Here is a 26,921-nt window from a genome sequence, read left to right on the forward strand (position 1 = left end):
AGTACATGACTGAGCGCCAGAAAGACCGGCCGTGGCTGATGCGCACGTACGCCGGTCACTCCACGGCAGAGGCGTCCAACGAGCTGTACCGGCGCAACCTCGCCAAGGGCCAGACCGGTCTGTCGGTCGCGTTCGACCTGCCGACGCAGACCGGCTACGACTCCGACCACATCCTCGCCCGCGGCGAGGTCGGCCGGGTCGGCGTGCCGATCGCGCACCTCGGGGACATGCGCCGGCTGTTCCAGGACATTCCCCTGGACCAGATGAACACCTCGATGACGATCAACGCCACCGCCATGTGGATGTTGGCGCTCTATCAGGTCGTCGCGGAGGAGCAGGGCGTCGACATCACCCTGCTCCAGGGGACGACCCAGAACGACATCGTCAAGGAGTACCTGTCGCGGGGCACACACGTGTTCCCGCCGGTTCCCTCGCTCCGGCTGACGACCGACATGATCTGCTACACGGTCAACCACATCCCCAAGTGGAACCCGATCAACATCTGCAGCTACCACCTCCAGGAGGCCGGGGCCACCCCGGTCCAGGAGATCGCGTACGCCATGTCCACCGCGATCGCCGTCCTGGACGCGGTGTTCGCGTCCGGCCAGATCCCCGAGGACCGCAAGGGCGATGTCGTCGCCCGCATCTCCTTCTTCGTGAACGCGGGCGTCCGCTTCATCGAGGAGATGTGCAAGATGCGCGCCTTCGGCCGCATCTGGGACGAGATCACCCGCGAGCGCTACGGCATCGAGAACCCGAAGCAGCGCCGGTTCCGCTACGGCGTCCAGGTCAACTCCCTGGGCCTGACGGAAGCGCAGCCGGAGAACAACGTCCAGCGGATCGTCCTGGAGATGCTGGCCGTGACACTGTCGAAGGACGCACGCGCGCGTGCCGTGCAACTCCCGGCGTGGAACGAGGCGTTGGGGCTCCCCCGGCCCTGGGACCAGCAGTGGTCGCTGCGCATCCAGCAGGTACTGGCGCACGAAAGCGACCTGTTGGAGTACGCGGACATCTTCGAGGGCTCGCACGTCATCGAGGCGAAGGTGGCCTCCCTGGTCGAGGAGTCCCTCGCGGAGATGGACCGCATCGAGGAGATGGGCGGCGCAATGGCCGCCGTCGAGTCGGGCTATCTCAAGTCGCAGCTCGTCTCCTCGCACGCCGAGCGTCGGGCCCGTATTGAGTCCGGTCAAGAGAAGATCGTCGGCGTCAACATCTTCAACACGACCGAGCCCAATCCACTCACCGCCGACCTCGATACAGCTATCCAGACGGTCGACCCGGCCGTAGAGGCCCGTGTCATCGAGTCGTTGCAGCACTGGCGGGACACGCGCTACCAGCCGCCGTTCAACCACCCGCGCCCGTGCAAGGCGCTGGAGCGGCTGAAGGAGGCCGCCAAGGGCACCGGCAACCTCATGGAGGCCACCCTGGAGTGCGCCCGCGCCGGTGTCACGACCGGCGAGTGGGCCGGGGCCCTGCGCGAGGTGTTCGGCGAGTTCCGGGCGCCCACGGGCGTCTCGTCGGCGCCGGTCGCGGTCCCCGCCGAGGAGGGCTCGGCGATGGCCGAGGTGCGCCGCAAGGTGGATGTGACGGCGCGCGAGATGGGCGCCGGGAAGCTGCGGTTCCTGGTCGGCAAGCCGGGCCTGGACGGGCACTCCAACGGCGCCGAGCAGATCGCCGTACGCGCGCGTGACGCCGGCTTCGAGGTGGTCTACCAGGGCATCCGGCTGACCCCGGAGCAGATCGTGGACGCGGCCCTCGCCGAGGACGTGCACGCGGTCGGTCTGTCCATCCTGTCCGGCTCGCACGCCCAGTTGGTGCCGGACGTGCTGGACCGGCTGCGCGAGGCCGGCGCGGCCGACATCCCGGTGATCGCGGGCGGGATCATCCCGAACGCCGACGCCGAGCTGCTCAGGGCCGCGGGAGTGGCCGCGGTCTTCACCCCGAAGGACTTCGACATCACGGGAATCATCGGCCGTATCGTCGACGAGATCCGGAAAGCGAACAAGCTCGACCCCCTGCTCGACCCCTTGGAGGTCCCCGCATGACCACGCCCGCCCCCGTCAACCGGCTTCGCCCGCGGCGCTCCTGTCTCGCGGTCCCCGGGAGCAATCCGCGCTTCCTGGAGAAGGCACAGGGCCTCCCGGCCGACCAGGTGTTCCTGGACCTGGAGGACGCGTGCGCGCCGCTCGCCAAGCCCGAGGCGCGGCACACCATCGTCAAGTTCCTCAACGAGGGCGACTGGACGGGCAAGACGCGGGTCGTGCGCGTCAACGACTGGACGACCGAGTGGACGTACCGCGATGTCGTCACGGTCGTCGAGGGCGCGGGCCAGAACCTCGACTGCATCATGCTGCCGAAGGTGCAGACGGCCCAGCAGGTCGTCGCCCTGGACCTGCTGCTGACGCAGATCGAGAAGACGATGGGCTTCGAGGTCGGCAAGATCGGCATCGAGGCGCAGATCGAGAACGCGCAGGGCCTCAACAACGTCAACGAGATCGCGACGGCCTCCCAGCGCGTCGAGACGATCATCTTCGGCCCGGCCGACTTCATGGCGTCGATCAACATGAAGTCGTTGGTCGTGGGCGAGCAGCCGCCCGGGTACCCGGCGGACGCCTACCACTACATCCTGATGAAGATCCTGATGGCCGCCCGCGCCAACAACCTCCAGGCGATCGACGGCCCTTACCTCCAGATCCGCAACCTCGACGGCTACCGCGCGGTCGCGCAGCGGGCCGCCGCGCTCGGCTTCGACGGCAAGTGGGTGCTGCACCCGGGCCAGGTCGAGGCGTCCAACGAGATCTTCTCGCCCTCTCAAGAGGACTTCGACCACGCCGAGTTGATCCTGGACGCGTACGACTACTACACGTCCGAGGCGGGCGGCAAGAAGGGCTCCGCGATGCTCGGCGACGAGATGATCGACGAGGCCAGCCGCAAGATGGCGCTCGTCATCTCGGGCAAGGGCCGGGCCGCCGGTATGGAGCGCACGTCCAAGTTCGAAGCCCCGGAGGCCTGAGCACCATGCAATTCGGACGCACCTACGAGGAGTTCAAGGTCGGCGCGGTCTACAAGCACTGGCCCGGGAAGACCGTCACGGAGTACGACGACCACCTCTTCTGTCTCCTGACGATGAACCACCACCCGCTCCACATGGACGCCAACTACGCCGAGAACACAACGGACTTCGGCAAGAACGTGGTGGTCGGGAACTACATCTACTCGCTGCTGCTCGGCATGTCGGTGCCGGACGTGTCGGGCAAGGCGATCGCCAACCTGGAGGTCGAGTCGCTGAAGCACGTGGCTCCGACCTTCCACGGGGACACGATCTACGGTGAGACCACGGTCCTCGACAAGACGCCCTCCAGGTCGAAGAACGACCGCGGGATCGTGTACGTCGAGACCAAGGGCTACAAGCAGGACGGCACGCTGGTCTGCGTGTTCCGCCGCAAGGTGATGGTGCCGACCGAGACGTACATCAAGGAGCGCGGCGGCGAGCAGCCCGGCCGCCCGCCCGTCTCCCACCACCACCCTCAAACGACGCCCCTGCGGGACGACACCCCCAGTTCCCAGCTCAAGGAGCAGGAGAAGTAGCCATGGCGCGACTCGCCCAGACCGCCGGTCTCACCGACATCCAGCGGGAAATCCTGTCCACCGTCCGCGACTTCGTGGACAAGGAGATCCTCCCGGTCGCCACCGAGCTGGAGCACCGCGACGAGTATCCGCAGCAAATCGTCGACGGGCTCAAGGAGTTGGGCCTGTTCGGCCTGATGATCCCGGAGGAGTACGGCGGCCTGGGCGAGTCCCTGTTGACGTACGCCCTGTGCGTGGAGGAGATCGCGCGCGGGTGGATGTCGGTGTCCGGCATCATCAACACCCATTTCATCGTGGCCTACATGCTCAAGCAGCACGGGACGCAGGAGCAGAAGGACCACTTCCTGCCGCGCATGGCGGCCGGCGACATCCGGGGCGCGTTCTCCATGTCGGAACCGGCGTTGGGGTCCGACGTCTCGGCGATCACGTCGAAGGCGGTCAAGGACGGCGACGAATACGTCCTGAACGGCCAGAAGATGTGGCTGACGAACGGCGGAACGTCGTCCCTCGTCGCCGTACTCGTGCGAAGTGACGAAGGGCACCCGGAGGGCACCGCGCCCCACAAGTCGATGACGACCTTCCTGATCGAGAAGGAGCCCGGTTTCGGCGAGGTCCAACCGGGCCTCACGATCCCCGGGAAGATCGACAAGATGGGCTACAAGGGCGTCGACACCACCGAGTTGATCATGGACGGCCTGCGGATTCCGGCCGACCGCGTGCTCGGCGGCGAGACCGGCCGAGGTTTTTACCAAATGATGGACGGAGTCGAGGTCGGCCGCGTCAATGTGGCGGCGCGTGGCTGCGGTGTCGCTCAGCGTGCCTTCGAACTGGGCGTCTCGTACGCGCAGCAGCGTCACACCTTCGGGAAGCCCATCGCCCAGCACCAGGCGATCCAGTTCAAGCTCGCGGAGATGGCTACCAAGGTCGAGGCCGCCCATGCGATGATGGTCAATGCGGCACGCAAAAAGGACTCCGGGGAACGAAACGACCTTGAGGCAGGGATGGCGAAGTACCTCGCCTCCGAGTACTGCAAGGAGGTCGTCGAGGACGCCTTCCGGATCCACGGCGGGTACGGCTTCTCCAAGGAGTACGAGATCGAACGCCTTTACCGCGAGGCGCCGATGCTGTTGATCGGCGAAGGTACCGCCGAAATCCAGAAAATGATCATCGGGCGCAGGTTGCTCGAAGAGTATCGATTCCAGGGCTGATTGTCCGTTTCGGGGTGTTTTCATCGAGAAGAAGATCACACCCCGTCAACGCGCCTCAGCCGCCGACTCGGCTTCCTGGCTTGCCCAGTTGTGGCCCGCGACCGGTACGATCCCGGGAAAGCCGCCGTCCCCCGTTACAGCGCGGCATCATCCGCTACGAAGGTCATCCATGCCCCACAGCCAAACCTCTGCACCACGCGACAGCCTGGCAGGCGTACGCCTCGCGCGCGGAGCATCGCCGTGGCTCCTGCCGACCGTCGCCACCGCAGCCCTCAGCCTGGTACGTGCGCGCAAGTCCGGCGCCGCCAAGGTCGTGGCCGTACCCGCCACCGCGCTCGCGGCGGGCATGCTGTGGTTCTTCCGCGACCCCGAGCGCGAGATCACCCAGGGCCGGGTCATCTCGCCCGCCGACGGTGTGGTGCAGAGCATCATGCCGTGGAAGGACGGTCGCACCCGCGTCGCCATCTTCATGAGCCCGCTGAACGTCCACGTCAACCGCGCGCCGCTCTCCGGCACGGTGACGTCGGTCGAGCACATCCCGGGTGGTTTCGTTCCCGCGTTCAACAAGGAGAGCGAGAACAACGAGCGGGTCGTCTGGCACTTCGACACCGAGCTCGGTGACATCGAGATGATCCAGATCGCCGGCGCCGTCGCCCGCCGCATCGTCCCCTACGTTCCGCAGGGCACGAAGGTCGAGCAGGGCGAGCGCATCGGACTGATCCGCTTCGGTTCACGCGTCGACATCTACCTCCCCGAGGGTGTCGAGGTGGACGTGGAGGTCGGCCAGAAGACCATGGCTGGGGTGACTCGCATTGACCGTGGTTGATCCGGAGACACAGGCGGGCTGGGTGCCCGAGGCCGATGAGGTGGACGACGAGGAGGAGATGCCTCTTTCTCTCCGCCTCTCAATAGCGGACACCCTCACCCTCGGCAACGCCACCTGCGGCTTCATGGCGGTGTACTTCACCACCACCGGCATCCTGATCCCGCACCTGACGGGCAACGACGAGTCGACCGGCATGGCCCGCCACAGCGCGGCCACCGCGGTCATCCTGATGCTGTGCGCGGCGGTCTTCGACCTCTTCGACGGTCTCGTCGCCCGCAAGCTGCGCTCCTCCCCCATGGGCGCGGAGCTGGACAACCTGTCGGACCTGATCAGCTTCGGCCTCGCGCCGGCGTACTTCGTCCTCGTCTACGGCATGGTCGCCGACGACGCGCACCAGAGAGTGGCCGCGGTCGGGGCGATCGTGGTGCTGCTGGCGGTGGTGCTGAGACTGGCCCGCTTCTCGTGCGTGACGCCACCGAACGGCATGTTCCAGGGCATGCCCTCCCCGTTCGGTGCGCTGACGGTGGTCTCGATCGTGCTGCTCGAACTGCCCTTCGTGGCAACGCTGCTCGCGATCCTGGGCACCGCCTGGCTGATGGTGAGCCGGGTCGAGTACCCGAAGCCGCGCGGTCGCCTCGCGGTCGCGATGCTCGCCTGGATCGTCCTGTCGATGGGCCTGCTGGCATCCTGGGCGTTCGACGCCCCGGGCGGCCAGCTGCTCCTGCAGACGGGCTGCGCGCTCCAGCTGGTCATGGGCGCGGTGATTCCCCTGTTCGCGACGGCTCGCCGGGTGAACAACTTCCGCGGCAACAGGCGTGAGGCGCGAGCCGCACAGCTGCCGTAGCGGTCGTAGCAGACAGAACGAAGGGCCCCGAGCCGCTTGGCTCGGGGCCCTTCGACGTTCTGCCGACCGGGCAGAGCTGGGGTTCAGACCAGGAAGTCCCGCGCGATGTTCTCCGCCACCCGCTCCAGGATCGGGCCCGCCTCCGCGATGCACTTCACGACGTCCGGCTCGATCGACGTGAGGGGATACGCGCGGCGGATCCCGGCGTGGCCCAGGGACTGCGGGGGCAGGGCGAGGCGACCGCAGACCGCGACGACCTCCTTGCCCTCCGCGCGCGCCGCCGCGGCTACGCCTGCCGGGGCCTTCCCGTGGAGGGTCTGTTCGTCGAGGGAGCCCTCGCCGGTGATGACCAGGGTGGCGCCTTCCAGAGCGGCGGCGAAGCCCAGGACGTCGAGCATGACCTCGATTCCGGGGCGGAAGCGGGCGCCGAGGAGGAGGGCGCCGTAGCCGATGCCGCCGGCGGCGCCCGCGCCGGGTGCGGAGGCGGACTCGGCGGCCTTGGGGCCGATCGCCTCCTCCAGGACCTTCGCGTAGTGCCCGAGGGCCGCGTCGAGGGCGTCCACGTCGTCCGGCGCCGCGCCCTTCTGGGGGCCGTAGACCGCGGGGGCGCCCTTGGGGCCGGTGAGCGGGTTGTCGACGTCGCTGGCGAGGATGAGGTCGACGGTGGCGAGGCGTGGGTCGAGGCCGGTGAGGTCGGCCGAGGCGAGGTCGGTCAGGCCGCCGCCGCCCGGGGGCACCGGTTCGCCCTCCACGTCCAGGAAGCGGGCGCCGAGCGCGGAGAGCATGCCCGCGCCGCCGTCCGTCGTGGCGCTGCCGCCGACGCCGAACACGATCGTCCGCGCGCCCGCGTCGAGCGCGGCCCGCAGCAGTTCGCCGGAGCCGTACGTCGAGGAGGTGAGCGGGGCGAAGACTCCCTTGGGCAGGCGTTGCAACCCGCTTGCCTCGGCCATCTCCACCACGGCCGTGTCGCCGCGGACCGCGAAGGCCGCGGTGACCTCGTCGCCGAGGGGCCCGGCGACCCGTGTCTCGCGTCGCTCGAAGCCCGCCGCGACGGCCGCGTCCACCGTGCCGTCGCCGCCGTCGGCCACCGGCATCGCCGCGACCTCCAGATCGGGTACGACCCGGCGCAGCCCGGCGGTCACCCGCTCGGCGACCTGCACGGCCGTCAGCGACCCCTTGAACTTGTCCGCGGCGATGAGCACCCTGTGGGTGCCCCTCTGTGCAGCGTTCGCCACCTTGCGATCCCCTTGCTCTACGGGCCCCCGCGAATTCCGGGGCCAGTCGCGCCGCTGCGACCTTAACCGGCGGACGCCCGCGCCGTCATGCTCCGACCGAACCCTGGGACCGGCCTACGAGTGCCCTGTGCGGACCGGTCCAACCCCGCGCGGTCACTCCCCGGATCGGGTAGACCGGTCCTATGACCCCTGTGCGCAGTGAGCCAGAGCTCGCGGACCGCATCCTCGGGGGCTGGCTGGGCCGGATCGCGGGCAACATGCTCGGCAAGCCGGTCGAGCAGGGCGACCTGTGGACGCGCGACCGCATCGACCGCTATCTCCGGCGAGCCGGCGCCCTGCCGCTCACCGACTACCTGCCCGAGCCCGCCGGCGAGAACGACGGCGTCGCACTGCGCCCCGAGTGGCAGCGGTGCGTGCGCGGCCGGATCCACGGCAGCTGCCGTGACGACGACATCGACTACGCCATCCTCGGCCTCGACCTGCTGGAGACCCACGGCTTCGGCTTCAGCACCGAGCAGGTCGGCGAACTGTGGCTGCGGAGACTGCCGTACCTCCAGACGTTCACGGCCGAGCGCGCCGCTTACCGCAACCTCGCCAACGGCCTCAAGCCGCCGCTGACGGCGACGCACGACAACCCTTACCAGGAGTGGATCGGCGCTCTGATCCGCGCCGACATCTACGGTTGGACCGGTCCAGGCGCCCCGCGCCGCGCGGCCCAACTGGCGCGCAGAGACGCGGTGTTGTCCCACTCGGGGAACGGTGTCTACGGCGCCATGTGGGCCGCCGCCCTGATCTCGGCGGCGTTCACCGCGCCGACCGTGCGGCACGCGCTGGACACGGCGCTGACCGTGATCCCGCCGGGCTGCCGCCTGGCGCGGACCGTGCGCCGGGTGCTCACGCTGCACGAGACCCGGATGACCTGGGAGGACACGCTCACCACGCTGTCCGAGGAGACCGCCGGGCTCGGCTGGATCCACACGATCCCTAATGCGGCCGTCCTCACCGCCGGACTCCTGTACGGCGACGGCGACTTCACCCGCACCATCACGCTCACCGTGCGCGGCGGCCTGGACACCGACTCGAACGGCGCGACCGCCGGTTCGGTCGCCGGGGTGCTGACCGGCGCGGACGCGATCCCGGGGCAGTGGAAGGACCCGTTGGAGGACACCGTGCGCAGTGCGGTGTTCGGCTTCGACGGGGCACGGATCAGCGAACTGGCAGCGCGGACAGTGCAGTTGGCGGAGACCGCCGACGTCTAGACGGCACCCTGCGCGATGAGGCTCCGGGCGCAGTCGAGGACGGCTTCCCTGGCCGGGCGCGGTTCCCAGCCGAGGACGCGGCGGGCCTTCTCGGTGCTGTGGCGGTTGCGGCGGCCGAGCGCGGGGGTGATCTCGCGCAGCGACGGGTCCCGGAAGCGGGCGGCGAGGCGCACGGCGAAGTCCGGGAGGCGGCGCGTGGAGACGGTACGACCGTGCTCGCCGAGGCCGTCGCGCAGGGTGTGGGCGATGTCCTCCATCCACACGAACTCCCCGGTGGCCAGGAAGCGTTGGCCCGCGGCGTCGGGTGACACCATCGCCCGGATGTGGACGTCGACCAGGTCGCGGACGTCGACGACTTCGAGGCCGATGCGGGGAACGCCGGGCATCTTCCCGCTCACCATGCGCGCGATGATGCCGACGGAGCCGAGGTTCGCGGTGGTGAGGACCGGTCCAAAGACGGCGCCGGGGAGCACGGTGGTCAGCTCGGTCGGACCGCCGTAGTCACGCATGAAGTCCCAGGCGGCGCGCTCGGCGAGGGTCTTCGAGCGGCGGTACGGGATGAGGGTCGGGTCGTCGGGATCGGTCCACAGCGACTCGTCGGTCACGCCTTCGGAGGCGTACGACGAGGGGCTCGCGGTGTTCGCCGCCGAGGTCATCACGACGCGTCGTACGCCCGCCTCCGTGGCCGCGCGCAGGACGCGCAACGCTCCGCCACGGGCCGCGGCGATCAGGGCGTCGGGGTCGTCCGAGGCGGCGCCGAGCGGGGACGCGACGTGCAGGACGAAGTCGACGCCCTTGAGCGCGGCGTCCCAGCCCTCGTCGGCGGTGAGGTCGGCGACGGCGAAGCTCAGCCGTCCGGCGGGGTCGACGACGGTCGCGACGGCGTCGGTGACCGCGCGCTCCTTGCCCGGGGCGCGGACGGTCGTACGGACCTCGTAGCCGCGGCGCAGCAGTTCGGCGATGCACCAGCCGGCGATGTAGCCGCTGCCTCCGGTGACCAGGACGAGTTCGGGCATGACGGTGCTCCCTGCGGTGTCGGGTGGGGGTGTGCCAGAATGGGGAGCGAAGCGGAGGCCCCTCCGGTACATTCACCAACGTACCGGAGGACCCTCCGCTTAGCAATCCGACACCCGACGGACGGCCCGCACCCGTGAACCCCAAACCGACCCGCCGCGACGCCCTCGACAACCGGGAACGCATCCTGACCGTCGCCCGCGAGGCGATAGCCGCGTCGAGCGGTGCGTCACACGGCGTGTCCCTCACCGCGATCGCCAAGGAGGCGGGCGTCGGCATCGGGACGCTGTACCGGCACTTCCCCACCCGGGAGGCGCTGATCCTGGAGCTGTACCGCCACGACATACAGCACCTGATCGACCGCGCACCCGTGCTGCTCGCGGACCATCCCCCGCTCATGGCCCTACGCCTCTGGTTTGACGAGGTCGCCCACTACGGGAGGCTCAAGTACGGCGTCGCCGAGGTCATCCACGCGGCGACCGACGGCGGCGCGGACGACGAGTACTTCGCGCCCTTCGTGGCCGCAATTGCCCTACTCCTGAAGGCGGGTGCCGCCGACGGGTCGCTCAAGTCCGGGCTCGATCCGGAGGATGTGCTGCTTCAGCTGAGCGTGCTGTGGCGGCTCGATCCGGCGCGGGACGGGGAGGCGCGGGCCGGGCGGATCCTCGACCTCATCGTGGACGGGCTGCGGACGGCTCCTTGAGGGGTGTGCGGTCGAACGCCTCGGCCGTCACCCCGAGGGCCGCCGTGGCGAAGATGGGGGTGTCCATGGCGCCGGGTTCGACGAGGGTGACCTGACGCCCTGGTGGCGGAGTTCCGCGCGCAGGGAGTGTGTGAGGGCGGCGAGGGCCGCCTTGGAGGCGGCGATCGGGCCGAAGAACGGTGGCGGGACGCGGGCCGAGACGGCGCCGACGCTGACGATCCGGCCGCCACCCTCTCGCGGGTGACATCGAGGTGTCGTCGGTACGGCTCGCGGTGCGGGAGGCGCCCTGGTTGAGCCTGGTGTGCCACTTCCCGGTGCCGGGCAGCGAGTCGGAGAGGCGGCTGCGCGGGCTGGTTACCCTTCCTGAATGACCACTACGCAAGACTTCGCCACGTATCTCGCGGGTCTCCCCCGCATCCTCGCCGGGGCCGCCGCCCTCTTCCGTGACACCGAGGGCCAGGTCCTGCTCGTCGAGCCCAACTACCGTGAGGGCTGGGCCCTTCCGGGCGGCACGATCGAGTCCGACGACGGCGAGACACCCCGCCAGGGCGCGCGCCGCGAGACGCTGGAGGAGATCGGCCTCGACGTCGAACTCGGCCAACTGCTCGCCGTCGACTGGGTCTACCACGGGCCGAGCTACCCGCCGCTGGTGGCCTACCTGTACGACGGCGGAGTCCTCACGGCGAGCGACCTCAAGTCGATCCAACTCCAGGAGGAGGAGCTGTTGTCGTGGCGACTCGTTCCGCGCGAGGAACTCACGGAGTATCTGCCGGGGTCGCTGGGGCTACGCGTCCTGGTCGCGCTCGATGTGCTGGAAGAAGGGGCGGGGACCGCGGAGTTGGAGAACGGGACGCGGGTGGGCTGACGGAGGGGAGCCGGGGGTGGATCGGCTGACGTGGGTCGGAGCGCCAGGGCCTGTCGGCTCACGCCGGGCAGAAGGCCAGGGCGGATGCGATGGCTGGCGTCGGGGCGAAAGGCTGGGCGACCGGGCGCGGTGGCTGACGCCGAGCGGAGGACCCCGGGGAGCGGACACCGTGGACAACGTCGAGGCCGGCCGGGCAAGTTGACGGCATCGGCCGCCGGGCGTGCGTCGGCTCAGCAGCGGCCAGCAGGCCGGGGGCGTGCGCAGTGGACAACGCTGGGCGTGTGCGTGGCTGACGCCCGGGCGGAACGCTGAGCGGGTGGGCACGGTGGCTGACGCCGCGCCGAGCCGTCCCGGGCAGCGGACGCCATGGACAACACCCGCGGCCGGCAGGCAAGTTGGCCGGCGCCGACCGCCCGAGGATGTCAGCCCACGCCGGGCAGAAGGCCGAGCGCGGGCCGAGTGGATGACGCTGGGCGACCGGGCCGGGAGCAGTTGAGGTCGACAACGCCGTGGATGACCAGGCAAGTTGGCCCGCATCAGCCTCCCGGCCTCGCGGGGTTCAGCCCTCGACGTCCCGGGGTTTCACGTCCACCTCGCGCAGCGCGTCGTCGCGAGCCTCGGCCCTGGCCTCCGTGCGGTGGCCGCGCTCGATGTAGTCGCGGACGACGAGTTCGACGGCGTCCTGCGGGTTGCCCACGCCCGCCAGCACCATGACTTCCACGACGAGCGCTGCGTCGAGCGAGACGGTCACCTTGGCCATGCGCGGACGCTAGCACCCGGTAGCGGGCCCCGAACATCCGGACGGGACCAGGAACAACTCCCTGCTGATGACGAACCCTTCCCACGTGGACGACGACGGCGCCGTGGTTCAAGGACGTGGAATGGCGAGCCGGGCCGCCCTTCCGTTCTCACCGACGGCCCAACAGCCCGCATGGCGTGCGCAGTTGATCCCGAGGAGGAGGCTTCGGTCGAAGCGGGACCAGGTTCGTCCGCCGTCGGCCGTGACGTCGCTTCCGTCCGGGCCGACGGTGATCGCGGTGTCCCTGAGGTCAGGTATCCAGCTGACGCCGTTCCTGAAGCCGGCGGGGGTACCACCGGGCGACCATGAGGCACCGCCGTCGGACGTACGGGCGACCGCACCGAGGTCGATGTTCTCGGACGCGTTGAAATTGCCGCCCACCGCCAGGCCGTCCTCGGGGCTCCGGAAGGACAGGGAGGCGATGTTCCCTGTCGTGCCCGGTATCGGCGTGGTTGTCACGGTCCAGGTCCTGCCGCCGTTCCGGGTGTGAAACACCTGCGGGTTGTGGCCGCTCCCGCTGACGCCGGTCGTCCCGAACCAGGCGTCGTGACGGCCCTTGGTGACCAGACAGGTGCCGGTCGCCAGGGCACCCTCGTCGGGAAAGGTGTCGGGCAGCCCGGCGGTGGGCGCGGGGTGCCAGCTGCGACCACCGTCGATGGTTTCCAGCAGGGGGAACCTCGTGCCGACCGCGTCACCCACGGCGAGACCGTGACGGCGGTCGAAGAAGGCCATGCAGTCGAAGAATGTGTGCGGGTCCGCGGCGCGGAACACCTGTTGCCAGCTGGCTCCGCCGTCGGCCGTCCGGTAGATGCGCGCGGGTACTCCGGCTGCCTCATCGCTCAGCGCGAGCACGAGCGCGTGGTCACGGTCCACTGCCTCGACGTCCCGGAACGCGTCGACCGCTCCTCCCGGAGGAGTGACGTCCTGCCAGGAACGGCCCCCGTCCACGGTCCGCACCACCGCACCGCCGACCACACTCTGGAATCCGCCTCCGGCCGCCCAGACCGTGGAACGGTCCACAACGTCGACCGCGATCAAGGTGTTGCTCGTGGCGGTGTGCACGAAGCGCCACGAGGGCAGTGTCGCCGGGTGCCCCGCTCTTGACGCCGTTGACGCCACGGCCGGGTCACTCAGGGCCAGGACAAGTCCGACCACGGCACTCACACGCAGAATCGTCCGCAGTAGCGCAACTCCCATCCCAGGGAGGTTAATTGCGAAAGGGCGGGAGGAACATGCGTAAAAAGTACGACTGTCGAAGGCTTGAACCGGCCGCCTCAGTCACCTGAGGCGACATCGAACATGGCCCCACTTGTGGCGGCTCAGGTGTGCGCACACCTCCGCGACGGAACATGATCGCCGACATTGACCTTGTACTCGTGGCATGCACACAATCTGCGCGCCCGCGACGGGCGTTGGGGACAGGGGGGAACACCATGTATGGGGATCGAGCTCATCGCGAGACCCTTGCCGCGATCGCACGAAATCCCGCGGCGCCGACCGAGGTCCTGATCAGACTGCTGAGCGTGGAAGCCATAGCGGCCTGGGACGCGATCGCCTAGCGCGCGCTGCCGGACGAGGTGGTGAACGCCATCGTCAGGCATCCCGACCGCAGGCTGCGAACGGTGTTCGGCTCAAACCCCGGAGTGACGGCGGAACAACGCGCTCGGCTCCTGGACGATCCCGATCCACGTGTCCGCGGCGCTCTGGCCGACGGACCCGACTGGTTCCGCGTCCCCGTGGAGCCTCTGCCGCTGTCCGTGCAACAGCGCCTGCTCGCCGATCCGGAACCGCAGGTCCGCCGGAGTGCGGCCCACTGCCGCCACACAGCCCCGCACCTGATCGCAGGGCTCGCCGACCACCAGGACGCGGACCTTCGCCGTACCGCCTGCAACCAGTGGACGCTGCTGGCCGAGGACACGCGAAGCCGTCTGCTCCGCGACGCCGATGACGAAGTACGTCGGGCAGCCATGATGCGGGCCTGCCGTGATGAAGCGGGCTGTACGGAACTTCTTCTCGGCGCAGGACTGGGCCGCTTCGCCAGGCAGGAGGTGATCAGGCACGGCGCCATGAGCGCGGCGACCGCCGAACACCTCGCGGCAAGCACGGAAGAGGCGGACCGGCGGGAGCTGGCGGCCAACCTCAACGTTCCCCTCGACATCGTCAGGATGTTGGCGAACGACGACGCACACAGCGTCCGGCTGGAGGTGTCGGTACGGCCCGAACTGACGGAGACCGAACGCAGCGCCATCGACATCACCATCAAGCCGTCCGACCGGTTGTATCCCGTCGAATGGGTTCGCCTCTGCGTCGATCCCGACGTCTTGCGCCAGTGCGCCAAGTCGTCCAACACCCTGCTTCGGCGCAGCGCCGCCTACAGCCGGCACCTGCCCGCCGACGCGGTGGATCTGCTGTCCAAGGACGACGACTACCCCACACGGCTCCTGCTCTGCGAGAACCAGCCCACCGTCGACGGCGAGGTGGTGTTGCAGACGTATCTGGACTGCGAGGTCATCACCAAGGGAGCTCTTCTGGCCCACCCGAACTTCCCGCGCGTGGGCAACGGGCGACGCTTCGCCGATGACCCGGACCCGAGCAAGCGGTGGCTGGTGGGACTCGACGCCGAAGCGCCCGTCGACGCGGTGGTCCGGTTGCTCGCCGACGCCGACGAGCGAGTTCGGGCCATGGCGGCCGAGCACCCCGCACTGCCAGTACCCCTCATCCTCCAGAGCTGCCGAAATCCGGAAACCGCCGCCCGCGCCCTCAGCAATCCGAGCCTTCCCACGGAGACCATGCACGAGTACCTGGACAGTGCGGGTGTCCCTCGCTCCAGTACAAGCGGACGGTAAGGAGCACGCTCGGATATCCGTTCGCTCCGAGTGCGCAAGCGTCCTACCCTCGGCCCATGACCAGGCCTCTTGTAGCGATCCTCAGTGGCGCAGGCATCTCCACCGACTCCGGCATCCCCGACTACCGCGGCCCCAACGGCCTGTGGCGGAAGGACCCCGAGGCCGAGAAGCTCGTGACGTACGAGTACTACATGGGCGACCCGGAGATCCGCCGGCAGTCCTGGCAGATGCGGCGCAAGAACCGCACCCTCCAGGCCGAGCCGAACGCCGCGCACCGGGCCGTCGTCGACCTGGAGAAGTCCGGCGTACCCGTGCGGGTCATCACGCAGAACATCGACGGGCTGCACCAGCTCGCCGGACTGCCCGCCCGCAAGGTGCTCGAACTGCACGGCACCGCGCGGGAGTTCAGGTGCACGAAGTGCCATGCGCGCGGGCCGATGCGGGACGCGATCGCCCGCGTCGAGGCCGGTGAGGACGATCCCGCCTGCCTGGAGTGCGGCGGGATCCTGAAGTCCGCGACCGTCTTCTTCGGTGAGCGGCTCGACCCCGTCGTCCTCGGCGAGGCCGTCGCCATCACCAAGGCCTGCCAGGTGTTCATCGCCGTCGGGAGCAGCCTCCAGGTCCAGCCCGCCGCCGGGCTCGCCGGTGTCGCCGCCGATCACGGGGCACGGCTGGTCATCGTCAACGCCGAGGCGACCCCGTACGACGACCGCGCCGACGAGGTCGTACGGGAGCCGATCGGGACGGCGCTGCCCCGGCTGCTGCACGAGCTCAGCGGGTGACGCGGAGCTTCGACTGGCCGTGCGGGAGTTGTTCCCAGTCGTCCATGAAGTGGGCGTTCAGACCGTGTTGGGCCGCCAGCGCGACCAACGTCTCGGTGCGGTAGTAGAAGTCCTCGCGCAGGACGTGGTGTTCCTCGCCCTCCGTGCGGTCGAAGGTGAAGTCGAACCAGCCGCCCGGTGCCAGCACGCGGCCGACGTTGGCGAGGCACTCCTCGATGACCGGGAGCGGGGAGTGCGAGAACACGCTGTGCGCGTGGACGACGTCGAAGTGCGCGTCGGGCAGGAAGCGCAGGGTCAGGTCGTGTACGGGGGTGAGGGTGGGGAGCCGTTTCTGGAGGCCCATTTCTACGACCGTGTCCTGCGCGGCGGCCAGGATGTCGGGCGAGATGTCGATGCCGTAGTAGTGACCGGGGTCGAGGTGGCGGACGAAGCGCCAGCCGCCGCGCAGGTTTCCGCAGCCGATCTCCAGCATGCGGCGCTCGGGGCGCAGACCGTGGCCCAGGAGGTAGTCGAACTGCATCGCGCCCAGCGCCAGCCAGCGTTCACGGCTCGCGCTGCCGACCGCCGCGTCCGGGTCGGCCCTGGTGTCGGAGCGCATCACGGCGCGGTAGTAGGAGACGTGGTCGGGGTGTCGGTGGCGCAGCCAGGCGTCCCGGGTGGCCCGGGCCAGGTGGCGGGGTACACGGTCGGGGTGGCGCAGGGCGTAGGCGATGCGGTGGCCGAGGGCGGCGCGGTTGACGGTGAGGTTCTTGGTGGGCACGGGGTCGTCGCCTTTCCGAATTCCGAGGTGGGTGGCGGGTGTTGATGCCAGCCTCGGTGCGGTGGCCGGGTGTCCGGCTCGGTCAAGGGGCGCTGATCCGGGGGCGGTTCGGGTGATCCGGATGTCAGCCGATCGGTTGATGCGCCGTCCCGTCGATCGCGTTAGACACGGAGGATGGGACACACAGGGCCGTCAAGGACGGGGCGCGCGGAGCAACAGAGGAAAGGGCACATCGGACCGGAAGAGCGCCTGTTGCCCGTGGTGGTGCACGCCGCGTTCTTTCTGCTGCTCGGCTCGTCGTTCGTGCGCTTCCTGACCCGCGACCAGGGCGGGGCGCGTACCGGCTGGGTGCTCGCGCTGTACGCCGTCTTCTGTCTGCTGTACGTCATCGGGCAGTTCCTGGCGCCGGCGCCGCGCCCGGGTTCCGCGCCCACCGTGCGTCATCTGGCCTGGCTGGGTTCGGTGTCCGCCGTCTGGACCGTGCTGCTCGCCCTCGCGCCGAGCGCCACCTGGTGCGCGATGCCCCTGCTGTTCGCCGGCCTGTACGCGCTGCCCCCGCGGTTCGCGGTGCCGCTGGCCGCCGTACTCACCGGTCTCGTCGTGGCCTCCGAGATACGGGTGGCGGACGGCACGCTCAACCCCAACATGGTCGTCGCCCCGCCGGCCCTCGCGGCGGTCGCCACCGCCGTGCTGGTGCAGTTGCAGCGGCAGGCGGCCCGGCAGCGCGTCCTGATCGACGATCTGGTCCGCACCCGCCGCGACCTCGCGGCCACCGAACGGCGGGCCGGTGTGCTGGCGGAACGGCAGCGGCTGGCCGCGGAGATCCACGACACCGTCGCGCAGGGCCTGTCCAGCCAGCAGATGCTGTTGCAGGCCGCCGAGCGGGTGTGGCGGACGGACCCCGACGCGGCCCACGCGCACGTCCTCAAGGCCGCCGAGATCACCTCCCGCGGTCTCGCCGAGGCACGCAGGTTCGTCCACGACCTGGCACCGGCCGACCTCGTCGAGCACTCCCTGCCGGCGGCGCTGGGTGCGCTCGCCGAGCGGGAGAGCGGTCCGGGCCTGACGGTGGAGTTCCGGCTCGACGGCGATCCGGGCCCGCTGCCCGAACGGACCGCGGCGGCGCTGTTGCGCATCGCCCAGGGCGCGTTGGCCAACGTACGCGAGCACGCGGCCGCCACCCGGGCCGCGTTGACCCTGACCTGCCTCGACGACCTGATCTCCCTCGACGTCGCCGACAACGGCCGTGGTTTCGACGCCAGTTCTCCCCCGGTGTCCGCGCCCGGCCGGGTGCGCGGCCACGGGCTGCCCGCGATGCGGATCCGGGCACAGCAGTCGGGTGGCACGCTGAGCGTGGAGTCGGCCCCCGGCGAGGGCACGGTCGTAACGGTCGCCGTCCCTGTCGCACCTGGCGACCCTGTCGACCCCGGCGTCCGTGATTCCCGTGAGGAGCTCGTCCCGTGAACACACCCGTACCCGTACGCCTGCTGCTGTGCGACGACCATGCCGTTGTACGGGCTGGACTGCGCGCGCTGCTGTCCAGCGCCGACGGCATCGAGGTGGTCGGTGAGGCGGGCAGCGGCGAGGAGGCGCTCGCCCTGGCCGCCCGGGTCCGTCCCGACGTGGTGCTGATGGACCTCCAACTCGGCGACGGCATGGACGGAGTGACGGCCACCAGGAAACTGACCGCCGGTGACGGCCCCCGTGTCCTCGTCCTCACCATGTTCGACACCGACGCCGACATCACCCGCGCCGTCGAGGCGGGCGCCACGGGCTACCTCCTCAAGGCCGAACGCCCCGAGGAACTGTTCACCGCGATCCACAGCGCGGCGTCCGGCCGTACGGCGCTCTCGGCCCCGGTCGCCGACCGGCTCATGGCGCGGATGCGCAGCCCGCACCCCACCCTGTCCGAGCGCGAGCGCGAGATCCTCGGCCAGCTGGCCCGCGGCCTGGGCAACCGGGAGATCGCCCGGGCCCTCTTCATCAGCGAGGCGACGGTCAAGACCCATCTCGGGCGGATCTACGGCAAGTTGGGGGTGGAGACGCGGTCCGGTGCGGTGGCCGTCGCCAAGGAGCGGCGGCTCCTGTCATGACACCCCGCCGGCACCGGAATCGCCGAGGGCACTAGAAAAGCGCCGCCCCGCTCTCGAAGTCCAGCAGCCGCTGCTTGCGGTCGAGGCCGCCGCCGTAACCCGTGAGGCTGCCGTTCGCGCCTACGACGCGGTGGCAGGGGACGATGATCCCGATGGGGTTCTTGCCGTTGGCGAGGCCCACCGCGCGGGAGGCGCCGGGGTTGCCGAGGGCGTCGGCGAGGTCGCCGTAGGAGCGGGTCTCGCCGTAGGGGATGCGGCGGAGCTGGTCCCAGACGGTGCGTTGGAACGGGGTGCCGTGCAGGCGGAGTTGGAGGGTGAACTCCTTCAACTCGCCCACGAAATACGCCTGTAGTTGGGCTGTTGCCTCGACGAAGGGTGTGTCGTCGGGGGTGCCGAAGTTCTCCTCCGGGGGGCGGTGGCGTTGGTCGACCATGTAGAGGCCGCAGAGGGCGCCGTCCTCGTCGGCGACCAGGGTCAGGGGGCCGTAGGGGCTGTCGATCACCGTGTGGTGCTTCATCGCTTCTGATTTCCCTTACACAGGCAGGAAGTTGATCGGGTGGCTGTCCGTCGCCCACAGGTACTGGACCGCGTACGCCCGCCACGGTCGCCAGGCCGCCGCGCGTGCGGTGAGGGCGGCCGGGGTCGACGGGAGGCCCAACTCCTGGGCGGCGCGGCGGATTCCGAGGTCGGTGGGGAGGAAGGCGTCGGGGTCGCCGAGGGCGCGCATGGCGATGACGTCGGCCGTCCAGGGGCCGAAGCCGGGGAGGGAGAGGAGTTGGGCGCGGGTTTCCGTCCAGTCGCTCTCCACTCCCAAGTGGAGTGTGCCGTCGGCCAGTTGGCCCACCAGTGTGGTGAACGTCGTGCGGCGGGTGCGGGGCATCGCCAGTGATTCCGGGTCCACCGCCGCCAAGGCCTCGGGGGACGGGAAGAGGTGGGTCAGGCCGCCCTCGGGGTCGTCCACCGGTTCACCGTGCGCGGTGACCAGGCGGGCCGCGTGGGTGCGGGCCGCCGCCGTGGAGACCTGTTGGCCGAGGACGGCTCGTACGGCGAACTCCGCCTCGTCGACCGTGCGCGGGACGCGGCGGCCCGGCGCCTTGTCCACCAGCGGTGCCAGTACCGGGTCGGTCCTCAACTGGTCGTCCACCGCGACCGGATCGGCGTCCAGGTCGAGCATGCGGCGGCAGCGGCTGATCGCCACCGGCAGATCGCGCAGGTCGCTGAGAGTGAGGCGGCAGGCGATGTGGTCGGACTTGGGGGTGAGCGACGCGATGCCGTGGCCGTAGGGGAGCCGGAGGGTCCGGCGGTACGCACCGGCTCGCCACTCCTCCACACCCGGTACCGCGGTCGCCGCCAGGTGGCCGAAGAGGTTGTCGGGGTTGAGGGGCGCGCGGAACGGCAGGCGGAGGGTGAGGGTGCCGGGGGTCAACACGGTTGTCTTCGGGCGCCTGTTGCGCAGCTCGCTCGGGGAGAGGGCGAAGACGTCGCGCACGGTGTCGTTGAAGGTGCGGATCGAGGAGAAGCCGGCGGCGAAGGCGATCTCCGCCATCGGGAGCGCGGTCGTCTCGATCAACAGCCTTGCCGTCTGGGCGCGTTGGGCGCGGGCCAACGCGAGGGGGCCGGCGCCGAGTTCGGCGAGGAGTTGGCGTTCGATCTGCCGGGTGCTGTAGCCGAGGCGGGCGGCGAGGCCGGGGACGCCCTCGCGGTCCACCGTCCCGTCGGCGATCAGGCGCATCGCGCGGGCCACCAGGTCGGCGCGCTGGTTCCACTCCGGGGAGCCGGGGCTGGTGTCCGGGCGGCAGCGCTTGCAGGCCCGGAACCCCGCCTGCTGGCAGGCCGCCGCGCTCGGGTAGAACGTCATGTTCTCCGGCTTGGGCGGGACGACCGGGCAGCTGGGCCGGCAGTAGATGCGGGTGGTCAGGACGGCCGTGAAGAACCAGCCGTCGAAACGCGCGTCCTTGGACTGGACCGCGCGCACGCAACGCTCCGTGTCGGTGTGCATCCCGTTCTGCATACGTCCAGCATCCGACACCGGGCGGGCGGGGGCTGGCGGGAATCCGACATCAGCCTTGTGTGGCCTGGTCAGGCACGGATCACCGTACTTCCGCGGACGGGGTGACGGGGGCGTGTAAGGGGCGAGGTCGGTTATGGGTTTGTGGTGCGACCTCCGGCTTTGTAGCGTCGACCTCCGTGACTCCTCCCGCACCTGCGCACAGCGCCGACTCCCTCCCGGCCCGCCTCGACACGGCCCGGAGCGACTACGAAGCCCTCCTCGCGAAGAAGCTGTCGCTCGACCTGACCCGCGGCAAGCCGTCCGCCCGCCAGCTCGACCTGTCCGCCGAACTGCTCTCGCTGCCCGGCGACCGTTACACCTCCGCCGACGGCACGGACTGCCGCAACTACGGTGGCGCGGACGGGCTGTTGGAGCTCCGGCAGATCTTCGCCGGGTTCCTCCAGGTACCGGTCGGGCAGCTGCTCGCCGTCGGCAACTCCAGCCTGGAGCTGATGCACGACTGCCTCGTGCACGCGCTGCTCGGCACGCTGCCCGGGGCCGCACGCCGCTGGGCGGACGAGGAGCGGGTCGCGTTCCTGTGCCCGGTGCCCGGCTACGACCGGCACTTCGCGCTGTGCGAGCGCTTCGGCATCGAGATGATCCCGGTGCCGATGACCGCAGACGGTCCCGACATGGATGTGGTGGAGCGGCTGGTCGCCGAGGACCCCGCCGTCAAGGGCATCTGGTGCGTGCCCAAGTACAGCAACCCGGACGGGACTTGCTACAGCGACGAGACCGTACGGCGGCTCGCCGCCATGCCGACGGCCGCGCCCGACTTCCGGGTCTTCTGGGACAACGCCTATGCCGTGCACCACCTCACCGACGAGGAGGTGGAGATCGCCGACGTGCTGGGCGCCTGTGCCGACAGCGGGCATCCCGACCGGGTCTTCGTCTTCGGGTCCACCTCGAAGATCACGCTGGCCGGTGCGGGCGTGGCGTTCTTCGGCTCGTCCCCGGCCAACGTGGCCTGGCTGCGCGGGTCCAGCGCCAAGCGTTCCATCGGCCCCGACAAGGTCAACCAGCTGCGGCACGCGATGTTCCTGCGCGACGCCGACGGGGTGCGCGATCACATGCGCAAGCACCGTGAGCTGCTGCGGCCCAAGTTCGACACCGTGCTGCGCATCCTCGCCGAGCGGCTGGGCGACACCGGTCTCGCCAGTTGGTCCACTCCCCGGGGCGGTTACTTCATCACCCTCGACGTGCCCGACGGGTGCGCCCGCGAGGTGGTGCGCCGCGCGGCGGACGCCGGTCTCGCCCTGACTCCGGCGGGCGCCACACATCCGTACCGCGACGACCCGAGGGACCGGACGATCCGGATCGCCCCCTCCTTCCCGGACGCCTCGGAGATCGAGGAGATCATCGAGGGGGTGGCCACCTGCGTACGGCTGGTGGGCTACGAAAAGCTGGTGGCCGAGGCGAGTTGACCCGACGGAGGATTCATGGGTCCGGTCAGGTCCGGACCGTTCAGGTCCGGACCGGACCGGTCAGGCCCTGACCGCAGGCTTCCTACGGCCGGGGCAGGACGGCCAAGGCGGTTTCGGCGATCGAGCGCAGCGAGTCGGGGCTGCTTCCGCCTTTGCCCAGCGCCTCGATCCCGCGCAGCACAGCCAGTAGGAGTCCGGCCAGTCGAGCGGGGTCCTCGTCCTGCTTGATGTCGCCCGCCCGCTGGGCTCCCGCGACGCAGGAAGTGAGCAGTTCCTCGATGGCGGCGAAGGTCCGGCGGGCCGTCGCCTCGACGGCCGGATCCTGCCCGGAGAGCTCGGCGGTGCCCTTGGCGAGCAGGCAGCCGCGCCGAGAGGCGTCCGAGGCGGTGGCGTCCGCCACCGCCAGCACATGCGCGCGCAGCCGTTCAAGGGCACCGGCTTCCGGGCCGTCGAGCGCCCGTCGTACGGCGTCGACCAGTTCGGCACAGTGGTCGTCGAAGGTGCGCAGGAACAGTTGGCGCTTGTCGCCGAAGGCACCGTAGAGACTGCCCTTGCCCAGGCCGGTGGCCGCGGCGATGTCGTCCACTCTCGCGGCTGCGTAACCGATCGACCAGAACTGGTCCCTGGCGGCGCGCAGCACCTCGCCTTCGTCGAAGCTTCGGGGTCTTGCCATGGCTCCACGATATCCATTCTTGACTGCCTCGTCCAGAACGGGCTACGTTCTGGACGAGGCGGTCAAGAACAACCGGCCGCCTGCCATGTCGTGCCACGACCACGAGCAGCGTGCACGACACAGTGCTCTCGAAAGGATGGGTGCCATGCGCCCCATGGACGGAAAGACAGCCCTGGTCACCGGCGCCTCCAGCGGCATCGGACGAGCGATCGCGCAGCGCTTCGCCGATGACGGCGCCCGCGTCTACCTGACCGGCCGGCGCAAGGACGAACTCGAAGCCGCGGCCGAGGAGATCGGCCCCGACGCCGTCGCCGTACCGTGCGATGTCTCGCGGGCGGCCGACCTCGACCGGGTCATGGACGTCGTCCGCGGCGACGGACGACGGCTCGACGCCGTCGTGGCCAACGCCGGCCTGGGTGACGGGGCTCTGCTCACGGACGTCACGGAGGAGCAGTTCGACTACGTCTTCGGCGTGAACACCAAGGGCAGCCTGCTGACCGTGCAGAAGTCCCTGCCCCTGCTCGCCCGGCCCGCGTCGGTGATCCTCCTCGGATCCACCACCATCCACCAAGGCGTCGACAGAATGGGCGTCTACGCCGCGTCCAAGGCGGCCGTACGCAGCCTGGGCCGGACCTGGGCCGCGGAACTCGCCCCGCGCGGTGTGCGCGTCAACGTCATCACGCCCGGCCCCATCGCCACACCCGCGATCGACGGCCTGGCCGACAAGTTCGGCCAGAGCACCGAGGACCTCCACAGCGCGCTGGCCTCGCAGCTGCCGCTGCAGCGCATGGGTCGCCCCGAGGAGGTCGCGGCGCTGGCCGCTTTCCTTGCCGGGTCGGAGAGTTCGTTCATCACCGGTGCCGAGCACTTCGTGGACGGCGGGCAGATCCAGGTCTGACCGAACGTCCGATACCCACGCACACCTCCCTCCCTGCGGATGTGCGGTACCTCACGCCCCGGTTACAAATCGCTCAACCTCTGGTTGCGAAGCGGTGAGCGGTACACGATGGGGACATGACCCTGGCCGAGCGAGCCATGCAGCAACTGGAAGGCTGGCGCGACCTCAGCGCGGTCCCGGCCAGTTGTGGCACGGGGCGGGCGCTGCGGTCCACCCACAGCGAGATCGTGCACTTCCACTCCGACCACGATGTGGACCTGCATCTCACCGTCGGGGCCATCCTCCGGTTCCATCACGACCTCAGCGAGTCGACCGCGATCCGGATCATCCCGGGCTCCCGCTGGGTGACCGTCCACCTGGACTGCGAGACGGACGTGGACCTGCTGCTCAGCCTGGTCAGCGTCGCCCTCAAGGCACACGCGGGCGGGCCCCCGTCCGGGAGCCCGCCCGCGACCGGCTGCAACTTCCACCGGGTGACCCTCGTGCCGCGCGACGGCGACTAGAAGATCGCCGCCGTGTCGTCCTCGCCCTCCTCAAGGAGGTTGGCGGCGGCGCCGACGATGCGCGGATCGGGGCTGCCGACGACCTCCTCGTCCTTGTCGGCGTAGTCGAAGCGGGCCAGCACGCTGCGCATGGCCTCGACGCGGGCCCGCTTCTTGTCGTTGCTCTTCACCACGGTCCAGGGCGCGTGCTCGGTGTCGGTCTCCCGGAACATCGCGACCTTGGCGGCGGTGTAGTCGTCCCAGCGGTCCAGCGAGGCCAGATCCATCGGGCTGAGCTTCCACTGCCGTACGGGATCCACCTGGCGGATCGTGAAACGGGTGCGCTGTTCACCTTGTGAGACGGAGAACCAGAACTTGATCAGGTCGACGCCGTCGTCCGCCAGCATCCGCTCGAACAGCGGGGCCTGGCGCATGAAACGGCGGTACTCGTCGTCCGAGCAGAACCCCATCACGCGCTCCACGCCCGCCCGGTTGTACCAGGACCGGTCGAACAGCACGATCTCGCCGGCGGTCGGCAGATGCTGGACGTAGCGCTGGAAGTACCACTGACCGCTCTCGCGCTCGCTCGGCTTCTCCAGCGCGACCACGCGGGCGCCGCGCGGGTTCAGGTGCTCGGTGAACCGTTTGATCGTGCCGCCCTTGCCGGCCGCGTCGCGCCCCTCGCAGACGATGACGAGCCGGCGCCCGGTCTCCTTGATCCAGCGTTGCAGCTTCAGCAGTTCTATCTGCTGGAGCCGCTTGTGCCAGTCGTACTCCTTGCGCTCCATGCGCTGTTCGTACGGGTAGTTCTCCCGCCAGGTGTCCACCGTGCTGCCGTCGGGCCGCACCAGCACCGGGTCGTCGGCGTCGGTGTAGTCGACCCGCAGCCCACTCAGCAGTTCGGTCATCCCGGCCTCCTCTCAAGGGGGTTCAGTGGCTCAGAGGTGATCGGTGGTGATCCGTGGTGATCCGTCGTGCTCAGTGGAACTGCGGCACGATCAGATAGATGCCGTATGCCACGACAGCCGCACACGCGAGAAAGCACAACCCCGCCTGCGTCAGCCCGAGGGCATGCGTGCCGCCGTCCACCTCGCGGGCGGCCTCGACCCGGGCGAGGCCCAGGATGCCCAGCGCGAAGACGACGACCACGCCGACGGTCACTCCGACACTCACCGCGAAGACCTCGCCGAGCGAGTTCCAGTCCACACTCATTGCTCAACTCCCTTGGCTCAGGCGGCCGTACGGACGTCCGAGGACGCCTCACTGCGGATGGTGACCTCGTGGGTCTCGTTCACGTTGTCCGCGTGGACGGGGTTGCGGCGCGAGGCGATCACGATGAACAGGGCCACGGCGGCGGCGATCAGCGCGATCAGGGCCGTACCGAGGTTGCCGCCGTGCTTGACGACGGTCGCGGACAGGCCGCCGACCGCGGCGGCCGCCGGGAGGGTGACCAGCCAGGCGATGACCATGCGGCCGGCCGTGCCCCAGCGCACCTCGGCCAGCCGTCGGCCGAGGCCGGCGCCCAGGATGCCGCCGGAGCAGACCTGGGTGGTGGACAGCGCGAAGCCCAGGTGGGCGGAGGTGAGGATGACGGTCGTGGAGGCGGCCTCGGCCGCGAAGCCCTGCGGGGACTGGATGTCGGTGAGGCCCTTGCCCATCGTGCGGATGATGCGCCAGCCGCCGATGTAGGTGCCCAGGCCGATCGCGAGTCCCGCCGCGGTGATGACCCACACCGGCGGACCGGCGTCGTGGCCGAGCGCGCCCACCGAGATCAGGGTCAGGGTGATGACGCCCATCGTCTTCTGGGCGTCGTTCGTGCCGTGCGCGAGGGAGACCAGGGAGGCCGAGGCGATCTGGCCGAGCCGGAAGCCCTTGGTGACCGAGTCCTTGCGGGCCCGGGCGGTGATCTTGTAGGCGAGGTAGGTGGCGAGGAGAGCGGCGATTCCGGCCACGAGCGGGGAGGCCACCGCGGGGATCAGGATCTTCTCGACGACCTTGTCGAAGTGGACGCCGTTGGAGCCCGCGCCGACCCAGACGGCGCCGATCAGGCCGCCGAACAGGGCGTGCGAGGAACTGGACGGCAGTCCCAGCAACCAGGTCAGGAGATTCCAGAGGATCGCCCCGACGAGCCCCGCGAAGATCATCCCTGGCGTGACCAGGGTGTCGTCGACGATGCCACCGGAGATCGTCTTGGCGACCTCCGTGGACAGGAAGGCGCCGACGAGGTTGAGGGCCCCACTGATCAGGACCGCCGTTTTGGGCTTCAGCGCCCCGGTGGCGATGGACGTCGCCATCGCGTTGGCGGTGTCGTGGAATCCGTTGGTGAAGTCGAAGGCCAAGGCCGTGACGATGACGACCGCCACGAGGAACGTGATGTGGTCCATCGTTCGATGGAAGCAATCGAAGGCGTACATTCGGCCAACCGGAGGCCAAATCCAGGCATGGCCCGTGCAACGCCGCCGTACACACGCCCCTCTCCGGCCCTCGTGCGCCCCTTCCTCCACCGCACGCACACACTTCCCTCTCCTTATGGCATGGCCCGGTCAAATCTGCGAAGCTTCCCCCGCGATCA

General features: G+C 69.8%; 29 protein-coding genes and 1 pseudogene. 17 read left to right on the forward strand and 13 right to left on the reverse strand.

Translation table 11 applies throughout. The features are described 5' to 3' along the window. Positions 1–5 precede the first annotated feature (5 nt). From SPR02S_RS41430 to pssA, 6 genes are all read left to right on the forward strand, one after another. A complete protein-coding gene (locus SPR02S_RS41430; RefSeq protein ID WP_026151337.1) occupies positions 6–2,045 on the forward strand; it encodes an ethylmalonyl-CoA mutase in 2,040 nt (679 codons plus the stop codon). Then, a complete protein-coding gene (locus tag SPR02S_RS41435; protein ID WP_019062927.1) occupies positions 2,042–3,013 on the forward strand; it encodes an HpcH/HpaI aldolase/citrate lyase family protein in 972 nt (323 codons plus the stop codon). Before SPR02S_RS41430 ends, SPR02S_RS41435 begins: the two co-directional genes overlap by 4 nt. A gap of 5 nt (positions 3,014–3,018) precedes the next feature. Then, positions 3,019–3,588 carry a MaoC family dehydratase gene (locus SPR02S_RS41440; RefSeq protein ID WP_019062928.1) on the forward strand — a complete coding sequence of 190 codons (570 nt, stop codon included), beginning with the start codon at positions 3,019–3,021 and terminating at the stop codon, positions 3,586–3,588. Between the two features lie 2 nt (positions 3,589–3,590). Next, a complete protein-coding gene (locus SPR02S_RS41445) occupies positions 3,591–4,796 on the forward strand; it encodes an acyl-CoA dehydrogenase family protein (RefSeq protein ID WP_019062929.1) in 1,206 nt (401 codons plus the stop codon). Between the two features lie 169 nt (positions 4,797–4,965). Beyond that, positions 4,966–5,622, forward strand: a complete 657-nt coding sequence (locus tag SPR02S_RS41450; protein ID WP_019062930.1) for a phosphatidylserine decarboxylase — start codon at positions 4,966–4,968, stop codon at positions 5,620–5,622. A 22-nt stretch (positions 5,623–5,644) separates the two neighbouring features. Next, positions 5,645–6,466 (forward strand): CDP-diacylglycerol--serine O-phosphatidyltransferase, encoded by an 822-nt coding sequence (gene pssA / locus SPR02S_RS41455; protein ID WP_019062931.1) that lies wholly within the window; start codon positions 5,645–5,647, stop codon positions 6,464–6,466. An 83-nt stretch (positions 6,467–6,549) separates the two neighbouring features. Here the strand turns inward: pssA and SPR02S_RS41460 are convergent, their stop codons facing one another. After that, the gene (locus tag SPR02S_RS41460; protein ID WP_019062932.1) at positions 6,550–7,668 is read right to left on the reverse strand and encodes a glycerate kinase; all 1,119 of its coding nucleotides are present in this window, start codon (positions 7,666–7,668) and stop codon (positions 6,550–6,552) included. Positions 7,669–7,883: 215 nt separating this feature from the next. On the opposite strand from SPR02S_RS41460, the gene SPR02S_RS41465 reads away from it, so the two are divergent. Next, positions 7,884–8,960: an ADP-ribosylglycohydrolase family protein gene (locus tag SPR02S_RS41465; protein ID WP_019062933.1), complete on the forward strand. Its 1,077-nt coding sequence runs from the start codon at positions 7,884–7,886 to the stop codon at positions 8,958–8,960. On the opposite strand, the gene SPR02S_RS41470 is transcribed toward SPR02S_RS41465, so the two are convergent. After that, complete coding sequence (locus tag SPR02S_RS41470) at positions 8,957–9,976, reverse strand: NAD-dependent epimerase/dehydratase family protein (RefSeq protein ID WP_019062934.1); 1,020 nt, start codon at positions 9,974–9,976, stop codon at positions 8,957–8,959. The genes SPR02S_RS41465 and SPR02S_RS41470 overlap by 4 nt on opposite strands. Before the next feature lie 134 nt (positions 9,977–10,110). Between SPR02S_RS41470 and SPR02S_RS41475 the strand changes: the two genes are divergently transcribed. Further along, positions 10,111–10,677, forward strand: coding sequence for a TetR/AcrR family transcriptional regulator (locus tag SPR02S_RS41475; RefSeq protein WP_019062935.1), 567 nt, complete (start codon positions 10,111–10,113; stop codon positions 10,675–10,677). 27 nt (positions 10,678–10,704) lie between these two features. On the opposite strand, the pseudogene SPR02S_RS66310 reads toward SPR02S_RS41475, so the two are convergent. Beyond that, positions 10,705–10,902: pseudogene (locus tag SPR02S_RS66310) on the reverse strand (SDR family NAD(P)-dependent oxidoreductase); the annotation flags it as partial. 142 nt (positions 10,903–11,044) lie between these two features. Here SPR02S_RS66310 and SPR02S_RS41480 point away from each other — a divergent pair. After that, positions 11,045–11,542, forward strand: coding sequence for an NUDIX domain-containing protein (locus SPR02S_RS41480; protein ID WP_019062936.1), 498 nt, complete (start codon positions 11,045–11,047; stop codon positions 11,540–11,542). 559 nt (positions 11,543–12,101) lie between these two features. On the opposite strand, the gene SPR02S_RS41485 is transcribed toward SPR02S_RS41480, so the two are convergent. Continuing rightward, the gene (locus SPR02S_RS41485) at positions 12,102–12,302 is read right to left on the reverse strand and encodes a type II toxin-antitoxin system VapB family antitoxin (RefSeq protein WP_019062937.1); all 201 of its coding nucleotides are present in this window, start codon (positions 12,300–12,302) and stop codon (positions 12,102–12,104) included. A gap of 108 nt (positions 12,303–12,410) precedes the next feature. Next, on the reverse strand, positions 12,411–13,505 hold the full coding sequence (locus tag SPR02S_RS57450; RefSeq protein WP_158697966.1) for a WD40/YVTN/BNR-like repeat-containing protein: 1,095 nt from the start codon (positions 13,503–13,505) through the stop codon (positions 12,411–12,413). Between the two features lie 269 nt (positions 13,506–13,774). Here SPR02S_RS57450 and SPR02S_RS65880 point away from each other — a divergent pair, with 269 nt between their 5' ends. Beyond that, positions 13,775–13,900, forward strand: a complete 126-nt coding sequence (locus SPR02S_RS65880; RefSeq protein WP_281169930.1) for a hypothetical protein — start codon at positions 13,775–13,777, stop codon at positions 13,898–13,900. Between the two features lie 72 nt (positions 13,901–13,972). Here the strand turns inward: SPR02S_RS65880 and SPR02S_RS65280 are convergent, their stop codons facing one another. Beyond that, a complete protein-coding gene (locus SPR02S_RS65280; protein WP_245607699.1) occupies positions 13,973–14,401 on the reverse strand; it encodes a hypothetical protein in 429 nt (142 codons plus the stop codon). A gap of 6 nt (positions 14,402–14,407) precedes the next feature. On the opposite strand from SPR02S_RS65280, the gene SPR02S_RS65285 reads away from it, so the two are divergent. Both SPR02S_RS65285 and SPR02S_RS41500 read left to right on the forward strand, forming a co-directional pair. Continuing rightward, positions 14,408–15,187, forward strand: a complete 780-nt coding sequence (locus SPR02S_RS65285; protein ID WP_245607700.1) for a hypothetical protein — start codon at positions 14,408–14,410, stop codon at positions 15,185–15,187. A gap of 56 nt (positions 15,188–15,243) precedes the next feature. Next, entirely contained in the window at positions 15,244–15,969 is a 726-nt protein-coding gene (locus SPR02S_RS41500; RefSeq protein ID WP_019062940.1) for an SIR2 family NAD-dependent protein deacylase, read from the forward strand. Here SPR02S_RS41500 and SPR02S_RS41505 read toward each other — a convergent pair. Continuing rightward, the gene (locus tag SPR02S_RS41505) at positions 15,959–16,729 is read right to left on the reverse strand and encodes a class I SAM-dependent DNA methyltransferase (RefSeq protein ID WP_019062941.1); all 771 of its coding nucleotides are present in this window, start codon (positions 16,727–16,729) and stop codon (positions 15,959–15,961) included. The genes SPR02S_RS41500 and SPR02S_RS41505 overlap by 11 nt on opposite strands. Positions 16,730–16,987: 258 nt before the next feature. Between SPR02S_RS41505 and SPR02S_RS57460 the strand changes: the two genes are divergently transcribed. Then, the gene (locus tag SPR02S_RS57460) at positions 16,988–18,193 is read left to right on the forward strand and encodes a sensor histidine kinase (protein WP_019062942.1); all 1,206 of its coding nucleotides are present in this window, start codon (positions 16,988–16,990) and stop codon (positions 18,191–18,193) included. After that, positions 18,190–18,822 carry a response regulator gene (locus tag SPR02S_RS41515; RefSeq protein ID WP_019062943.1) on the forward strand — a complete coding sequence of 211 codons (633 nt, stop codon included), beginning with the start codon at positions 18,190–18,192 and terminating at the stop codon, positions 18,820–18,822. The genes SPR02S_RS57460 and SPR02S_RS41515 overlap by 4 nt, the downstream gene beginning before the upstream one ends. Before the next feature lie 31 nt (positions 18,823–18,853). Here SPR02S_RS41515 and SPR02S_RS41520 read toward each other — a convergent pair whose 3' ends face one another. Together SPR02S_RS41520 and SPR02S_RS41525 are read right to left on the reverse strand one after the other, a co-directional pair. After that, on the reverse strand, positions 18,854–19,339 hold the full coding sequence (locus SPR02S_RS41520; protein ID WP_019062944.1) for a methylated-DNA--[protein]-cysteine S-methyltransferase: 486 nt from the start codon (positions 19,337–19,339) through the stop codon (positions 18,854–18,856). A gap of 15 nt (positions 19,340–19,354) precedes the next feature. Then, positions 19,355–20,821, reverse strand: coding sequence for an AlkA N-terminal domain-containing protein (locus SPR02S_RS41525; RefSeq protein ID WP_063746301.1), 1,467 nt, complete (start codon positions 20,819–20,821; stop codon positions 19,355–19,357). Positions 20,822–21,009: 188 nt separating this feature from the next. Between SPR02S_RS41525 and SPR02S_RS41530 the strand changes: the two genes are divergently transcribed. After that, on the forward strand, positions 21,010–22,296 hold the full coding sequence (locus tag SPR02S_RS41530) for an aspartate aminotransferase type Ic (RefSeq protein ID WP_019062946.1): 1,287 nt from the start codon (positions 21,010–21,012) through the stop codon (positions 22,294–22,296). Between the two features lie 82 nt (positions 22,297–22,378). Here SPR02S_RS41530 and SPR02S_RS41535 read toward each other — a convergent pair whose 3' ends face one another. After that, a complete protein-coding gene (locus tag SPR02S_RS41535) occupies positions 22,379–22,969 on the reverse strand; it encodes a TetR/AcrR family transcriptional regulator (protein WP_019062947.1) in 591 nt (196 codons plus the stop codon). Between the two features lie 145 nt (positions 22,970–23,114). Here SPR02S_RS41535 and SPR02S_RS41540 point away from each other — a divergent pair, with 145 nt between their 5' ends. Together SPR02S_RS41540 and SPR02S_RS41545 are read left to right on the forward strand one after the other, a co-directional pair. Then, entirely contained in the window at positions 23,115–23,867 is a 753-nt protein-coding gene (locus SPR02S_RS41540; RefSeq protein WP_019062948.1) for an SDR family NAD(P)-dependent oxidoreductase, read from the forward strand. A gap of 116 nt (positions 23,868–23,983) precedes the next feature. Then, on the forward strand, positions 23,984–24,370 hold the full coding sequence (locus tag SPR02S_RS41545) for a luciferase domain-containing protein (RefSeq protein ID WP_019062949.1): 387 nt from the start codon (positions 23,984–23,986) through the stop codon (positions 24,368–24,370). Here the strand turns inward: SPR02S_RS41545 and ppk2 are convergent. The 3 genes from ppk2 to SPR02S_RS41560 form a co-directional block, all read right to left on the reverse strand. Beyond that, the gene (ppk2, locus tag SPR02S_RS41550) at positions 24,367–25,257 is read right to left on the reverse strand and encodes a polyphosphate kinase 2 (protein WP_019062950.1); all 891 of its coding nucleotides are present in this window, start codon (positions 25,255–25,257) and stop codon (positions 24,367–24,369) included. The genes SPR02S_RS41545 and ppk2 overlap by 4 nt on opposite strands. Positions 25,258–25,327: 70 nt before the next feature. Next, complete coding sequence (locus tag SPR02S_RS41555) at positions 25,328–25,561, reverse strand: hypothetical protein (protein WP_019062951.1); 234 nt, start codon at positions 25,559–25,561, stop codon at positions 25,328–25,330. Positions 25,562–25,578: 17 nt separating this feature from the next. Further along, a complete protein-coding gene (locus tag SPR02S_RS41560) occupies positions 25,579–26,733 on the reverse strand; it encodes an inorganic phosphate transporter (protein ID WP_019062952.1) in 1,155 nt (384 codons plus the stop codon). Between the last annotated feature and the right edge of the window lie 188 nt (positions 26,734–26,921).

Origin of the sequence: Streptomyces prunicolor NBRC 13075, from assembly GCF_000367365.1 — a bacterium.
Classification (GTDB): Bacteria; Actinomycetota; Actinomycetes; order Streptomycetales; family Streptomycetaceae; genus Streptomyces; species Streptomyces prunicolor.

Excerpts from the sequence above, each read along its gene's own strand:
- SPR02S_RS41430 (WP_026151337.1), top strand. The coding sequence starts at position 6 with ATGACTGAGCGCCAGAAAGACCGGCCGTGGCTGATGCGCACGTACGCC.
- SPR02S_RS41435 (WP_019062927.1), top strand. The coding sequence starts at position 2,042 with ATGACCACGCCCGCCCCCGTCAACCGGCTTCGCCCGCGGCGCTCCTGT.
- SPR02S_RS41440 (WP_019062928.1), top strand. The coding sequence starts at position 3,019 with ATGCAATTCGGACGCACCTACGAGGAGTTCAAGGTCGGCGCGGTCTAC.
- SPR02S_RS41445 (WP_019062929.1), top strand. The coding sequence starts at position 3,591 with ATGGCGCGACTCGCCCAGACCGCCGGTCTCACCGACATCCAGCGGGAA.
- SPR02S_RS41450 (WP_019062930.1), top strand. The coding sequence starts at position 4,966 with ATGCCCCACAGCCAAACCTCTGCACCACGCGACAGCCTGGCAGGCGTA.
- SPR02S_RS41465 (WP_019062933.1), top strand. The coding sequence starts at position 7,884 with ATGACCCCTGTGCGCAGTGAGCCAGAGCTCGCGGACCGCATCCTCGGG.
- SPR02S_RS41470 (WP_019062934.1), bottom strand. The coding sequence starts at position 9,976 with ATGCCCGAACTCGTCCTGGTCACCGGAGGCAGCGGCTACATCGCCGGC.
- SPR02S_RS41480 (WP_019062936.1), top strand. The coding sequence starts at position 11,045 with ATGACCACTACGCAAGACTTCGCCACGTATCTCGCGGGTCTCCCCCGC.
- SPR02S_RS41485 (WP_019062937.1), bottom strand. The coding sequence starts at position 12,302 with ATGGCCAAGGTGACCGTCTCGCTCGACGCAGCGCTCGTCGTGGAAGTC.
- SPR02S_RS65880 (WP_281169930.1), top strand. The coding sequence starts at position 13,775 with ATGTATGGGGATCGAGCTCATCGCGAGACCCTTGCCGCGATCGCACGA.
- SPR02S_RS65285 (WP_245607700.1), top strand. The coding sequence starts at position 14,408 with ATGAGCGCGGCGACCGCCGAACACCTCGCGGCAAGCACGGAAGAGGCG.
- SPR02S_RS41500 (WP_019062940.1), top strand. The coding sequence starts at position 15,244 with ATGACCAGGCCTCTTGTAGCGATCCTCAGTGGCGCAGGCATCTCCACC.
- SPR02S_RS41520 (WP_019062944.1), bottom strand. The coding sequence starts at position 19,339 with ATGAAGCACCACACGGTGATCGACAGCCCCTACGGCCCCCTGACCCTG.
- SPR02S_RS41525 (WP_063746301.1), bottom strand. The coding sequence starts at position 20,821 with ATGCACACCGACACGGAGCGTTGCGTGCGCGCGGTCCAGTCCAAGGAC.
- SPR02S_RS41535 (WP_019062947.1), bottom strand. The coding sequence starts at position 22,969 with ATGGCAAGACCCCGAAGCTTCGACGAAGGCGAGGTGCTGCGCGCCGCC.
- SPR02S_RS41540 (WP_019062948.1), top strand. The coding sequence starts at position 23,115 with ATGCGCCCCATGGACGGAAAGACAGCCCTGGTCACCGGCGCCTCCAGC.
- SPR02S_RS41545 (WP_019062949.1), top strand. The coding sequence starts at position 23,984 with ATGACCCTGGCCGAGCGAGCCATGCAGCAACTGGAAGGCTGGCGCGAC.
- ppk2 (WP_019062950.1), bottom strand. The coding sequence starts at position 25,257 with ATGACCGAACTGCTGAGTGGGCTGCGGGTCGACTACACCGACGCCGAC.
- SPR02S_RS41555 (WP_019062951.1), bottom strand. The coding sequence starts at position 25,561 with ATGAGTGTGGACTGGAACTCGCTCGGCGAGGTCTTCGCGGTGAGTGTC.
- SPR02S_RS41560 (WP_019062952.1), bottom strand. The coding sequence starts at position 26,733 with ATGGACCACATCACGTTCCTCGTGGCGGTCGTCATCGTCACGGCCTTG.